Raw genomic sequence first — 13,138 nt, forward strand, 5'->3', positions numbered from 1 at the left:
TTTGAGGTTATGATGCAATCTGTTATCGTAAACTCGTTTCGCCGCTGCTTGACCGGGGTTCTGCATGGTGTAGACTTTGGCTACGACCCGCCTCCAAATCCCAGGATCTTCTAGACAGATTAAGTTGACATTTGTTGCCTTGTCTCGTCGTGCGGATTTTTTGTGACATAATGGAGAACGCTCTGCAAGGATTTCGCAGGCTCGGCGGGTTGGAGGGAATCGACGGACCCCCACCACCAGTTCGATAGATCATGGTGGTGAAAGTAGTTGTGTGGAATTTGAGTCGACGACGAGAAATAGGGGATGCGGGTGGCATTGGACTTGGCGACAACTTCCTCCGGGTTCTCCACCGATTTCAAGGAGCAGGTCCGCTCCCGGACCAACCTCGTCGAGCTGATCGGCGAATCGATCGCCCTTACCGCTCGCGGCTCATCCGACTTTGTCGGGCTGTGTCCCTTCCACGACGACAATAACCCGTCCTTCCACGTGTACCCGGAACGGCAAAGTTACCGCTGTTGGGTCTGTGAAGAAGGCGGCGATTGCTTTTCCTTCGTGATGAAACACGACCGCGTGGGTTTCCGCGAAGCGTTGGAAATGTTAGCCGAGAAGGCGGGGCTGGAAATGCCTCAGTCGATCGGACACACTTCGCCGGAACAAAAAGACCGCAAAAGTCGGTTGTACGAATACGTCGCCTGGGCGGAAACGTTGTGTCATGAGTTTCTACTCAAAGACCAGGCGGCCGCGGCGGCACGCGAATATTTTCAATCCCGTGGTTACGGTCCAGACGTGTGGCGGGAATATCGCTTGGGCTATCACCCGCCGGATTGGCAATGGTTGCTCGAAAAGGCCCGTCTCAAGAAGTTTCCGCCAGAAGAACTCGCGGCAGCGGGGCTGATTACCCAAAAACAAGACGGGGGCGGTTGGCGGGATCAGATGTTGTTTTTTGGTCGCGTTCTGTTTCCGATTCGCGACCTACGTGGACGACCCGTCGGCTTCGGTGGGAGAATTTTACCAAAAGACGACGACGGCAAGTTCGGCAAATACATCAATAGTTCAGAATCCGAAGTTTTCGCAAAGAGTAGCCTGCTCTACGCTTTCGACATGGCTCGCGAGGCCATCAAGGCTGAAAACACCGTCGCGGTGATGGAAGGGTACACCGATTGCATCTCCGCTCATCAGTACGGCGTGCGGAACGTCGTGGCGTCTTTGGGGACTGCACTCAATGAAAATCATGTGCGGAACCTGAAACGGTTTGCTCAGAAAGTGGTCCTGGTCTTCGACGGCGATAAAGCCGGCCAAGACGCCACCGAACGAGCGATTACGAAATTCCTGGCGGAAGATGTCGACTTGCGAATTCTTACCCTTCCCGGCGGACTCGATCCCGCAGACTTCGTGGCCCAACACGGCGGCGAAGCGTTGCAAGATCGCATTCAGAATGCCGTCGAAGCGTGGGAATACAAATTGAACTCGTGCGTGAACCGCATCGGTGTCAGTTCGGTGGACGCGAAACAACGGGTGCTCGCCGAAATGGCGACGGCGTTATCGCAGTCCCCGCGGCTGAGTGGTTCGGCTCGGGAATCGTTGATTGTCGCCCGGCTTGCCGGTTTGTTGATGATCGACGAACGCACGATTCGCGAAACACTGAAAACAACCCGTTCACAGACCGATGCCCGTCGACAAACGCGGGCGGCGAACTCTGCCGGTGCAACTCAGCCGTTGCCGGTGGATTGGAACAACCCGGATGATGTCATCGAGTGTGAACTTTTGGAAATGATCTTCGCCGTCCCGTCGGTGGTGTTCCGTCTCCAACAGGAGATTGGCCCGGAGGCAGTGCGGAACGGATCACTTCGACAGCTTTTACATCTTTGTTATGACTTGGCGGAGCAGGGAGACGAACCGTCATTTTCTTTGGTCTCGGCAGCTTTGGAGGATCCGGAGCTGAAGCGATTGGCAATTCGAATCGACGATCATGCACGACAGAAACGGATCGATCGGCTTCTGCAGGAAGCAAGACCTTTCATTACCAACAATGGCAAGAGGACGACCCACGCAGACTATGTTATCGAGCAGATGAAACTCCGGTACGAGCGGCAAAATCAGGAACCGCTCAAAGGCCGACTGTCCGGTTTGGTCGCTAGTGAATCTCACGGTTCACCCCCGGAAGCGACTCGCCCGGTCGATCGCTCGGAACAATTCCGACTGCTGGAAAAAGTTCAGAAATTCCACGCCCGCCGAGCCAACTCCTAAAGAGACGCTGGCGGCCCCAAGACCGACGCGAGTGGTTTTCGCATTGCTCTTGCCGAACTGAAATGAAAAACAACCGATCCGCGAGTTTTTGAAAAAACCGATCTGGTAAGTCCAATCAGAACGAAACGTTCTTTGGCTTACGACTCAATATCCAATGAGCGTTCGGTGTGAGAACTTGCCAACACTGTCCCAAACGATCAACGCACACAACCCGACTATTTGGAGACCGCGCCCCGTGTATCGACTTCACAACGACCTCCACGAATTGATCACTCGCGGTAAGAAGCAAGGCTTCCTGACCTTCTCACAAGTCAACGCCTATCTGCCTAACGAAGCACCGAACCCACAGAAACTCGACAACCTCGTCGAGTGTATGGACGAAATCGGTTTGGATGTCATCAGCGACGAACAAGCCGGTTTGCCACCCGTCGACGATGGCAAAAAGAAATCCAAACCCCGCAAGGCTCGGGAACTCTCTGAAGAAGATCGTTCCCGCCGGATCGATGATCCCGTCCGGATGTATCTGACCCAAATGGGCGAAATCCCGCTGCTGACTCGCGATCAGGAAATCGCGTTGGCGAAGAAGATCGAAATCACCCGCAAACGATTCCGCCGCACGCTGCTTGAAAGCGATTTCGCGTTGCAACAATCGTTGGACGTGATGATCAAAGTCAACGACGGCGACCTGCCATTCGACCGCACCATTAAGGTGTCCGTCACCGAAGGATTCGAGAAACATCAGATTCTCGGGCGGATGAGCCAAAACATCGTCACGCTCGAATACCTCCGCGATCAGAACATCAACGACTTCGACGTCATCGTTTCCCCTGACACGGATAAAGAGGAAAAGAAAGCCGCCGAGTGTCGGATGGAAGTTCGTCGGCGGAAGATGGTCAACTTGATCGAAGAATTGTCGCTCCGCACGCAACGCTTGCAACCGACGCTTCGAAAACTCGAACAGATTTCTCGTCGGATGACGGAAATCGAACGGCAAATCAAACGACTTCGCCGACTCAAGAATGCCAAAGACGAACGGGCGAACTTGCAGCATGAACTGCAAGACTTGATGACCATGACCCGCGAAACCCCCGATTCGCTGCGGAAGCGAGTGAAGCTCATCAATCAGCGTTTCGGCGCTTACGAGCAAGCGATGCGGGAACTCTCCGGCGGAAACTTGCGGTTGGTGGTTTCGATCGCCAAGAAATATCGCAACCGTGGTCTGTCCTTCCTCGACTTGATTCAAGAAGGCAACACCGGGCTGATGCGAGCGGTCGACAAGTACGAATACCGTCGCGGTTACAAGTTCAGCACTTACGCAACGTGGTGGATTCGCCAAGCCATCACCCGAGCGATTGCCGACCAAGCCCGCACGATCCGCATCCCCGTGCACATGATTGAAACCATGTCCAAGCTGCGGAAAGTCAGCAAGAAACTGCTCCAAGAGAAAGGCCGCGAGCCCACCATCGAAGAAACCGCCGAAGCCGCCGGCGTGTCGCTCGAAGAAACGCGTCGTGTGATGAAGATCAGCCGTCACCCGATCAGCTTGGATCGGCCGGTTGGCGAGAGTGAAGACAGCTACTTCGGCGACTTCATTGAAGACGAGCAAAGCGAAAGCCCCGTGTCGGCGGCTACTCAAGAAATGCTCAAAGACAAAATCGACGTCGTGCTGAAAACTCTCACCTACCGTGAACGCGAGATCATCAAACTCCGTTACGGTTTGGGCGACGGTTACACGTACACGCTCGAAGAAGTCGGTCGCATCTTCAAAGTGACCCGCGAACGGGTCCGGCAAATCGAGGCCAAAGCCGTCCGCAAGTTGCAGCATCCGGTGCGAAGCAAGCAATTGAAGGGCTTTCTCGATGGGTTGCTCGTCGGGGCAATCAACTAAATCGGTACAAGCCGGTCAGCAATGACCGGCTTTTTTCTTTGGGCCATTGCAAAATTCGAATCAAGAAGGAAACAATGCAAAAGAGTGGTCGGTCGATTTCCGAGGGGAGCCTTTGATGGATGTGGATTTGAAGGAACTGCACGATGTGCATTTGCAATTGCATGACGTGCAAAAGACGCTGCAGCGTGGGCCAAAGCAAATTGCCCGACACCAGCAGGCGTTCGAAAAACGACAGCAAGAACTTCAGGACGCCAAGCAGCACCTTAAAGATTTGCAGCACACCGCGAGCGTCAAAAACCAGGATTTGCAGGTTCTCGAAAGCAAAATTGTCGATCTGAACGTCAAGTTGAACGCTGCGAAGACGAATCAAGAGTTCGACGTTTTTCAACGGCAAATCGAAGCAGACACGACGGCGAAAGAAGTCGCTGAAGTCGAGATTCTCGAGACACTGGAACGGATCGACCTGCAACAAGGTGCAGTCAAGAAAGCGGAAAAAGCGGTCGCTGATGCCGAGGCCGAGATCAAAGTGGTCGCCGATAAAATCGCCGCGGCCGAGGCCGGCTTGAAACAGGAAGAAGCCAGACTCACCGAGTTACTGGCCGAAAAGGAAAAGCTGATCCCGGCGACTGTTCTGAAGCAATATCGTCGAGTCGTTTCGGTGCACGGAGCGGAATCGCTTAGCCCGGTCGAGAATCAAACGTGTCAGATGTGCTTCACCAAACTGAGCCCGCAACACAACGTCGAAGTCAACACGGGCAAGTACCTCTTCTGTCGTTCCTGCGGCCGTCTTCTTTATAAAGCCTGACGGTTTGTCTGTTGTGGGTCGTCCGAATTATTGGCTTTTCTAGGAATCTTTTGTCCCGGCTATGCGTACTTTGATTGCTGGTGCTGCGTGTGTTCTGCCGAGTGGAACGCGATCTGTCGATGTGCTGATTGATACGGATTCGGGAACGATTCTCGATCTTGATCCTGCTCCGACCGCGAAATTTGATCAGCGTGTGGATGCGAATGGTCTGCACTTGTTGCCGGGAGTCGTCGACGATCAGGTTCACTTCCGCGATCCTGGTTTGACGCACAAAGAAGACCTGCACACCGGTAGCTTGGCATGTGCGAAGGGTGGTGTGACCACATTCTTCGAGATGCCGAATACCAACCCGAATACCATCACGAAAGAAGAACTCCACAAGAAACTCGACTTGGCGGCGTCGAAGTGCGTGGTGAATTACGGCTTCTATATCGGGGCCACACCGGAGAATGTCAGCGAGTTGCAGTCGGTGTCTCGCACGCCGGGGATCAAGATTTTCATCGGTTCGAGCACGGGGAATTTGCTCGTGGATGAGCAAGCCGCCCTCGAACGGATTTTCGCCGAAACGACTCTCCCGATTTGTGCGCATTGCGAGGACGAAACCACCGTCCGCGCAAACGCCGCTCGTTTGGACGGCGGCAAGTCCTACGCGGATCATTCACTCATCCGCGATCATCAAGCGGCGCTCATTGCCACGAAACGGTCCGTCGATTTGGCGGTGCGACACAATCACCGGTTTCACGTGCTGCATGTGTCGACCGCTCACGAGGCTGAGTTCCTACAAGAGCATCACAACCTCATCACGGCTGAGGCGTGCCCGCATCATTTGTTCTTCAACATCGACGACTATGAACGGCTTGGTTCGTTAGTGCAGATGAATCCGTCAATTAAAACCGATTGCGACAACCGAGCCCTGTGGGATGCGTTGCGAGCGAATGTGATTCAGGTCATCGCGACCGATCATGCACCGCACACGTTGGAAGAGAAGGACCAGCCATATCCTAAATCACCGTCCGGTGTGCCGGCGGTCGAGAACTCGTTAGCGTTGATGTTGGATGCTGTCAGTCGCGGTGAATGCACACTCGAGCAAGTCGTGCACTGGATGTGCGATGCTCCCGCGCGGGTATGGGACGCCGTGGGCAAAGGACGTATCGAAGTCGGTCACGACGCCGATTTGGTCCTCGTGGATTTGGAACGCGTTCATACCATCCGTAATGCCGAGCAGGTGACGAAGTCCAAGTGGAGTCCTTGGGATGGCGTGTCTTTGACGGGACAACCGCTGAAGACGTGGGTGGGTGGGCATCTCGTCTATGATGACGGGCAGCTTGACGTCGAGCATCGTGGAAACGAAGTCACTTTCGACCATGATCGGGGCGGTTATTGGGCGACCGCTGATTGATGAGCCAACAGTCGACACGCGAGTCGCTTAACGGTAAAGCTCCCATCAAAGTTTATTTGTTGAGGTGTCAAATTTCTGGTGACCGAGTATTGCACGAAATGCCAGTGGACGTCATTATAGTCACCGTCCTGCTGTAAAAGTCTCGAAAGAACACCGGAATTCGAATCGATGCGAGCCGTACGACTCAGCCCCAAAGGGTTGAATCTGAATATCGATTTTCCTACCCCATACCCCAACAGAGACGAGATTCTCGTTCGTGTGCTGCAGGCCGGAATCTGCGAAACGGATCTCCAGCTAATTCGTGGGTATATGGGGTTCCGTGGCACCTTGGGACATGAGTTTGTCGGGGTTGCCGAGAGTGGCCGGTACGCAGGTCAACGGGTGGTCGGCGGAATTAATTGTGCTTGCGGCGAATGTGAAACATGCCGCAATGACCGCCCGCATCATTGTCCGCATCGCACGGTGCTAGGCATTCTCAATCGCGACGGAGCCTTCGCCGACTACATCGCGTTGCCGGAGCGAAATCTGCTTCCCGTGGACGATAGCATCCCAACCGAACACGCGGTGTTCGTTGAACCATTGGCGGCAGCGTTGCGTATCTTGGAACAAGTCCCGATCGATTCAAGTCATCGCGTGCTGATTCTCGGTGCGGGGCGGTTGGGGAATCTGTGTGCGCAAGCTATCGCAACGACGGGGGCAGACTTGGCAGTGATTGGCAAGCATCGTGAAAAACTTGCGCTCCTCGAGCAAGTCGGCATCAAAACGCATCTTCTGCAAGAACTGGAATTGGCCTCGAAGGCGGATGTGGTCGTCGATTGCACTGGCTCGGAGAACGGGTTTTCCACAGCGATGAAACTTGTTCGGCCAGAAGGCACGATTGTCCTCAAGACAACGGTCTCTGGTGAGCAGTCAACGCAACTTTGGCCCGTTGTCGTCGATGAAGTGAAAGTCGTCGGCTCGCGTTGCGGGAAATTCGAGCCAGCATTAGAAGCACTCCGTGAGCATCGGGTGAACGTAAAGCCGTTAATTTCTTCAGTCCGCCGACTCGAAGATTTCCACGCAGCCTTTGATGATGCGCGGCGAAAAAATATGATCAAGGTTCTGTTTCACATCAGCGACTGACCCTTGAGAGTGTTCCATGATTCGGCTTCTCCTGCTCATCACGTGTTTTACACTTTTGTCGACTCCAAGCTGGGCAGAGGCAGCTCCGAACTTTCTCGTGTTCATCGCGGATGATCAAGGATTCGGCGACTTAAGCTGCTATGGCCATCCCACCTTGAAAACGCCGCACATCGATCGCTTGGCTCGTGAGGGCATACAATTCGAGCGAGCGTTCTTGACGACGAGTTCCTGCAGCCCCACGCGATGTAGTTTCCTCACGGGTCGGTATCCACACAACACCGGAGCCGAAGACCTGCACGAACCGTTGCCCGCCGACCAGAAATCGTTGGCTACGTATTTGCAACCGGCCGGTTATTACACGATGGCCGTCGGCAAATGGCATCTCGGTGACGCAGAGAAAACCCACTGGAACGCCATCCAAGAATGCAGCGGGGCGGAGACAGCGACGAAAGCCCTCGAGTTGTTGGAGTCTCGTCCGAAAGACAAACCCTTCTTCTTCTGGGTGGCCTCGAAAGACCCGCATCGACCTTTTGACGATATCAAACCGGTACGCAGCACGGACTCCGAACGCGAGATTCGTCCGTTCTATACAGCCAAAGATGTCATCGTGCCCCCGTATCTGCCGGATCACGAATTGATCCGCGAAGACATTGCCGACTATTACAACGAGATCGTACGGTTCGACGCCCACGTGGGAATAATTCTCAACGAACTCGCCGATCAGAATGTGCTCGATGAGACCTTCATCGTTTATCTCTCCGACAATGGCATGCCGTTTCCGCGGGCGAAAACGACGCTGTACGATTCCGGGATCCGTACGCCGCTCTTGGTTCGTTATCCGCCGCTGGTGAAAGCCGGTCGGGTGCAACGGGAGTTAGTGAGTAGTATCGACATCGCCGCGACAATGCTCGATCTGGTCGACATCGACGCACCGACCGTGCAGGGGCGATCGATCAAAAACTTACTGACTGATCCGGAAGCAACTGGCCGAGACGCGATTTTCGCCGAAGCGAACTGGCACGACTTCGAACAATTCACCCGAGCCGTACGGACCGATCGGTTTTTGCTCATCCGCAATTACTACTGGGAAAAACCGCTGTGGAACAGCGTTGATTCAGTCAACTCGAAAACGTGGATGGGGTTTCAACAAGCGTTATCTCAAGGTGAACTGACAGAAGCTCAGAAATTCCTGCTTGTCGAACCACGGCCGTTCGAGGAACTCTACGATTTGCAGCTCGATCCACATTCGCTCGAAAATGTGGCTGCAAATTCCGAGTACGCGGAGCACCTTAACGCGTTGCGAATTCGTCTCGATAATTGGCGAGTCGAAACGAACGATGTCATGCCGGACGAACCTCGCCGAGATGGTTGGACCCGCGATGGCCGCCCGTTGCCGCACAATCAACCCTGGTACGATCGCTACATCAAAGCCGGCGGCGAGAACAACTTCGAGAAGTTTTGACCTGGGCTATGGTCTCTTGCCAGCGTCACTCCGGAACGTGCTTCATGGCGACGGAGTTGATGCAGTACCGCATGCCGGTGGGCGGCGGTCCGTCGGGAAAGACATGTCCCAAGTGACCTTCGCAACGGGCACAGCGGACTTCGGTGCGCGTCATCCCGTGGGAGGTGTCGGTGTGTTCGCTGATGGCATAGTCAGTAATCGGGGCGGTGAATGACGGCCAACCAGTCCCAGATTCAAATTTCCCGCCCGACGGAAACAACGGATGCCCGCAACCCGCACACACATAGGTGCCGGGTTCCTTCGTCCCGATAAAGCATCCCGTACCCGCCCGTTCGGTTCCGTGTTGTCGCAAGACGTAATACTCCTCCGGCGACAACCGCTCACGCCATTCTTCGTCACTCAGTCGAAAAGGCTCTACCATGGCACCACCTCAAAAAAACTTAGACTCGTTCAACACCATTGTAGCCCGCTGGTAAAGCGAATTTCGAATCGTGTCGCCCGATTTGATTCTCCATACAACATCTTGTGGATCTTGACGGGAACAATCTCAAACAGTACCTTTGCCAATGAGTGAGTGTCCGAAAGGACGGGGGTACGTGCGACACCGTTGGCTTCGCCCACCAGGTGTCGTATTGACCAACAGCGGGCGATCGGAAGGAGTTCGACAATGCTGGTGCTGACGCGTAAACTCAATCAAAAGATCATGATCGGCGATTCGATCGAGGTCATGGTGGTGGAAATTCGGGGCGACCGTGTGCGTCTCGGGATTGCCGCCGACAAATCCGTTCCGATTCATCGGGAAGAAGTCTACAACGCGATTCACGATCAGAAATGTGAACCGCAAACCGCCTGACCGGTGCCTCGGTTAGGGTGAAAAGACTCATCGATTCAGCGGCGGAATCTCGGTTTCGCCGCTTTTTTGCTGCGCGGACTTGGCTAGAATAACGAATGCAATTTTGCGAATGTTTCGGACGAGGGTGAGGAACGATGTTTGTTGATCGAGTGGAAATCTATTGCGAAGCCGGTGATGGCGGCAACGGCTGCATGAGTTTCCGCCGGGAAACACACGTGCCCCGCGGCGGTCCCGATGGTGGCGATGGTGGCAAAGGCGGCGACATCATCATTCGAGCCGAGTCGAACATCTCCAGTTTGGCGAACATCGTCGGACACAAACATTGGAAAGCCGGTCGCGGCGGACATGGCGAAGGCAATCTGCGGACCGGGAAAAACGGGGATGACGCCGTTATTCTCGTCCCGCCGGGCACACTGGTGAAAGACATCGAACGCGGTCACGTGTTGAAAGACTTGGCGACCGACAACGATTCGGTCGTTCTCTGTCGCGGCGGAAAGGGCGGTCGAGGGAACAAGCACTTCGCGACCGCCACCCATCAAACGCCACGCGAGTTCGAGGTCGGCGAAACCGGCGACAAACGTAGTGTGCTGTTGGAACTCAAATTGATCGCCGATGTCGGCTTGATTGGCATGCCGAACGCCGGGAAAAGTACGCTGCTGAGTCGGCTGTCTCGAGCAACGCCGGAGATTGCCAATTACCCATTTACCACGAAGTACCCGAACCTGGGGTTGGTGTCGGTGGGATTTGATGATCACTTTGTACTGGCCGACATTCCCGGTTTGATTGAAGGGGCCCACGCGGGTGTCGGGCTCGGGCACGAATTCCTTCGGCATGTTGAACGTACGCGGGTCTTAGTTCACCTTGTCGAACCGGCCCCGATGGACGGCAGCGACCCCGTCGAGAACTATTTCAAAATCCGCGAGGAACTACGGCTCTACGATGAACAACTCGCCGAGCGTCCGGAACTGATCGCAATCACAAAAAGCGAACTTCCCGATGCCGAAGCTGCCGCGGAACTGCTCGCGGAGAAACTAGGACATTCCGTCCGGCAAATCTCCGCCGTCACTGGCGACGGTTTGGATTCATTGAAACATGCGATCGTTGAGCAACTTCATTCACTCGATGAGGTCAGCGAGTCCGAAGAATCCGCACAGGACGAGCACTGATCGAGCTCTTCTTAAATCATAAGAATTCCGCCATGCGGCTTACGCTTGTCGCTGCGATAACTTCGTTTGCTCTCCCTTCGCAAGAGGGCGGTGTCTCCCAAGATCGACACTGCGCTTTCAGAACCGAATAAGTGGGACTAAACGTGGCGACCGAGAATAACTGCGGCCATGTCGCGTTTAGCTTGTTGGTTCTGTTGCACGAGGTCGATGAAGAACGCGCTGATCGCGTTGTCGATTTCGTCCCAGTCATCGATGTAATCTGCGGGATCACTTTGGTCGTGTCGCAACTTACCAGCCAAGGCAATCGCCTGTTTCGGTGAAATGCCGATAGCACGGAGTCGATCACGGAGACACGGGTGCGAGTCGAACGATTTTGTTTTCTGTTTCAGAGCACGTCGACAAGCGTCTTGCCATTGCGCGGATGTCGTTTGTCGGGCACGTCGGACTTGCTCGCGAAAAATACTCGCATCACGCGTTCGCATGACCGCAAACCATTCTGCGACTGAAGACAACCGCGACCAGGGCATTTCGTTAATCGTGGAAATCGCAATCAGCGTTTGAGCCGCTTGCTTGGCACCAACAACTTCAACTTCGTGTTCGTCTGCAAGCACTTCGCGTTTGCGTTGTTCCTTCGCCCATGCCGCCTTGAAAAGCCAATGATAGAGCCGGATCATCCATCCCAGCGGATTCCAAGGCATTTGCATCAATGCATACTCCACATGCATCATTGTGCGATGCCAACGCGCCGTGCGTCGCAATAGCTTTGTATCGCCGCCGGCAAAGTGTCCGAGTTCATGAGCAACCACACCAGCAAGCGCCTTGCGGTCTAATGATGCCAATGCCGGCGCTCCGATAACGAGAATCTTTGCATATCCGTTTTGTGTTTTCTCTTCATAAACGTGAGCCGTACTTGTCGCGTGAAGCCGGACTTCGTCTGGGATCGGCAGCGACTGTTTCCGAGCGACTTGGCGAACGAGTCGTAACAATCCCTTCATGACTCGCGGCGACGGTCTCAATTCTTGCGAGTCCGATGTGTCCGTTGGAAGAAAAAACGCGATGCAGACAAATGCTAGCATGAGCGTCATGATTCCCAACGAAAACGTCAGACCGGCGAGAATGAGTCCAACTGTGATACTGTATTCGTAGGCAATCGTCCAAGCCCAACGGCCTAGCAAATAGGTCGCGAAACCCATTGCCGCGATCACTGAAAAAAGGAAGGGGGTATATCCAATGATCAGCAGTCGAACAATCCAGCTTGGTTTCGTCGAAGCGCTCACATCAAACCTTTATGGGCACAGGTGAAGGGGTTTATTGTGGATTCAGTTGAGCATACAGTGTTTCTAGTCCCGGCTTGAGCTCTTTGATTTCAGACTTTTTGATGAGTTTTTCGATTTTTACTAGGTTTTCTAGCTGACTTCCTTCATTCAGATGGGGCGTTATTGTCGGCAATGTCGCCTGCAGGTGGCCTAGTAATCGCTGCAAGTCTTTGATTTCATAACGATCCGTTTCCTCCAGCATTTGCAGTGCACCAGCGAATGTTATCGCAAAACCATTTTTCAATCTTTCTAAACCTTGCATTCGAGTCGGATACGTTGGGTCAGTGGGGTCGAGTTGTGGCAGCAATTCGTCAGTCAGTTCCTGCATGATCACAGAGACATGCATCATAGCGCCAGCAAGTTCGACGATTTCACTCTCTAAGCCAGAACGCTGTGTTGAGATCGTGACATAACGCCAAAGGACCGTGTTTAGTCCCTGTGTGTACGCGATGATATCTTGAATCCGTTGTTGTAATGGCATACTCGCATTGCGATAGAAATCCAAGTTCTGTTTCGAGACGAGTCGAGCAAAGATCTGACCAGATGTGGAACTTTGAAAACGTGGAAGCTGAGTGGCGTCGTGTTCGGCCAACTTGCCGATGATCATTGCAACGCGAGCAAACTCGGCTCCCATCCAAGGACGATCAGGGGCCGGTAACCCGAGTTGAATATAGTGGGTGGTTGTGAGTGAATTGTCGGGCAGCGGGTCACGTTGATTTCGCTGAGTGGGGACGACCGGGAACTTTGGGTCTGGTGGGGTATTCGATGTGAGTTCGGCTCTCGAAGGCGGAGTGGGACCTGCAGCATCGTCTTCGGTTTTCCACTCACACCCGACGAGCAACGCGATTAAAAGGAAGACAAGTAGGTGTGCCGGCATCGA

11 protein-coding genes are annotated in these 13,138 nt (G+C 54.1%); 8 read left to right on the plus strand and 3 right to left on the minus strand.

Annotated features, from left to right (window positions below; all coding sequences use genetic code 11):
- Positions 1–303 precede the first annotated feature (303 nt).
- The 6 genes from dnaG to AC5DDB_RS23880 all read left to right on the plus strand — a co-directional run bounded on the left by dnaG (position 304) and on the right by AC5DDB_RS23880 (position 8,923).
- Positions 304–2,247: a DNA primase gene (gene dnaG / locus AC5DDB_RS23855; protein ID WP_491742267.1), complete on the plus strand. Its 1,944-nt coding sequence runs from the start codon at positions 304–306 to the stop codon at positions 2,245–2,247.
- Between the two features lie 235 nt (positions 2,248–2,482).
- Entirely contained in the window at positions 2,483–4,135 is a 1,653-nt protein-coding gene (rpoD, locus tag AC5DDB_RS23860) for an RNA polymerase sigma factor RpoD (protein WP_491742268.1), read from the plus strand.
- A gap of 115 nt (positions 4,136–4,250) precedes the next feature.
- Positions 4,251–4,940, plus strand: a complete 690-nt coding sequence (locus AC5DDB_RS23865) for a zinc ribbon domain-containing protein (protein ID WP_491742269.1) — start codon at positions 4,251–4,253, stop codon at positions 4,938–4,940.
- Between the two features lie 61 nt (positions 4,941–5,001).
- Entirely contained in the window at positions 5,002–6,339 is a 1,338-nt protein-coding gene (locus AC5DDB_RS23870; protein WP_491742270.1) for a dihydroorotase, read from the plus strand.
- 168 nt (positions 6,340–6,507) lie between these two features.
- Positions 6,508–7,461, plus strand: a complete 954-nt coding sequence (locus AC5DDB_RS23875) for an MDR/zinc-dependent alcohol dehydrogenase-like family protein (RefSeq protein WP_491742271.1) — start codon at positions 6,508–6,510, stop codon at positions 7,459–7,461.
- A gap of 16 nt (positions 7,462–7,477) precedes the next feature.
- The gene (locus AC5DDB_RS23880; protein WP_491742272.1) at positions 7,478–8,923 is read left to right on the plus strand and encodes a sulfatase family protein; all 1,446 of its coding nucleotides are present in this window, start codon (positions 7,478–7,480) and stop codon (positions 8,921–8,923) included.
- 25 nt (positions 8,924–8,948) lie between these two features.
- On the opposite strand, the gene msrB is transcribed toward AC5DDB_RS23880, so the two are convergent.
- Positions 8,949–9,344 (minus strand): peptide-methionine (R)-S-oxide reductase MsrB, encoded by a 396-nt coding sequence (msrB, locus tag AC5DDB_RS23885; protein ID WP_491742273.1) that lies wholly within the window; start codon positions 9,342–9,344, stop codon positions 8,949–8,951.
- A gap of 246 nt (positions 9,345–9,590) precedes the next feature.
- Between msrB and csrA the strand changes: the two genes are divergently transcribed.
- Together csrA and obgE are read left to right on the plus strand one after the other, a co-directional pair.
- On the plus strand, positions 9,591–9,776 hold the full coding sequence (gene csrA / locus AC5DDB_RS23890; RefSeq protein WP_491742274.1) for a carbon storage regulator CsrA: 186 nt from the start codon (positions 9,591–9,593) through the stop codon (positions 9,774–9,776).
- Between the two features lie 134 nt (positions 9,777–9,910).
- Positions 9,911–10,942, plus strand: coding sequence for a GTPase ObgE (gene obgE, locus AC5DDB_RS23895; RefSeq protein ID WP_491742275.1), 1,032 nt, complete (start codon positions 9,911–9,913; stop codon positions 10,940–10,942).
- Between the two features lie 137 nt (positions 10,943–11,079).
- On the opposite strand, the gene AC5DDB_RS23900 is transcribed toward obgE, so the two are convergent.
- On the minus strand, positions 11,080–12,135 hold the full coding sequence (locus AC5DDB_RS23900) for a M48 family metallopeptidase (protein WP_491742276.1): 1,056 nt from the start codon (positions 12,133–12,135) through the stop codon (positions 11,080–11,082).
- A 115-nt stretch (positions 12,136–12,250) separates the two neighbouring features.
- Positions 12,251–13,135, minus strand: a complete 885-nt coding sequence (locus AC5DDB_RS23905) for a hypothetical protein (RefSeq protein ID WP_491742277.1) — start codon at positions 13,133–13,135, stop codon at positions 12,251–12,253.
- Between the last annotated feature and the right edge of the window lie 3 nt (positions 13,136–13,138).

Source organism: Thalassoroseus sp., assembly GCF_984380535.1.

What these genes read in the sequence shown, in the direction of transcription:
- csrA (WP_491742274.1), top strand. Translation starts at nt 9,591, where the DNA reads ATGCTGGTGCTGACGCGTAAACTCAATCAAAAGATCATGATCGGCGAT.
- AC5DDB_RS23870 (WP_491742270.1), top strand. Translation starts at nt 5,002, where the DNA reads ATGCGTACTTTGATTGCTGGTGCTGCGTGTGTTCTGCCGAGTGGAACG.
- AC5DDB_RS23905 (WP_491742277.1), bottom strand. Translation starts at nt 13,135, where the DNA reads ATGCCGGCACACCTACTTGTCTTCCTTTTAATCGCGTTGCTCGTCGGG.
- msrB (WP_491742273.1), bottom strand. Translation starts at nt 9,344, where the DNA reads ATGGTAGAGCCTTTTCGACTGAGTGACGAAGAATGGCGTGAGCGGTTG.
- dnaG (WP_491742267.1), top strand. Translation starts at nt 304, where the DNA reads ATGCGGGTGGCATTGGACTTGGCGACAACTTCCTCCGGGTTCTCCACC.
- obgE (WP_491742275.1), top strand. Translation starts at nt 9,911, where the DNA reads ATGTTTGTTGATCGAGTGGAAATCTATTGCGAAGCCGGTGATGGCGGC.
- AC5DDB_RS23900 (WP_491742276.1), bottom strand. Translation starts at nt 12,135, where the DNA reads ATGGGTTTCGCGACCTATTTGCTAGGCCGTTGGGCTTGGACGATTGCC.
- AC5DDB_RS23865 (WP_491742269.1), top strand. Translation starts at nt 4,251, where the DNA reads ATGGATGTGGATTTGAAGGAACTGCACGATGTGCATTTGCAATTGCAT.
- AC5DDB_RS23875 (WP_491742271.1), top strand. Translation starts at nt 6,508, where the DNA reads ATGCGAGCCGTACGACTCAGCCCCAAAGGGTTGAATCTGAATATCGAT.
- AC5DDB_RS23880 (WP_491742272.1), top strand. Translation starts at nt 7,478, where the DNA reads ATGATTCGGCTTCTCCTGCTCATCACGTGTTTTACACTTTTGTCGACT.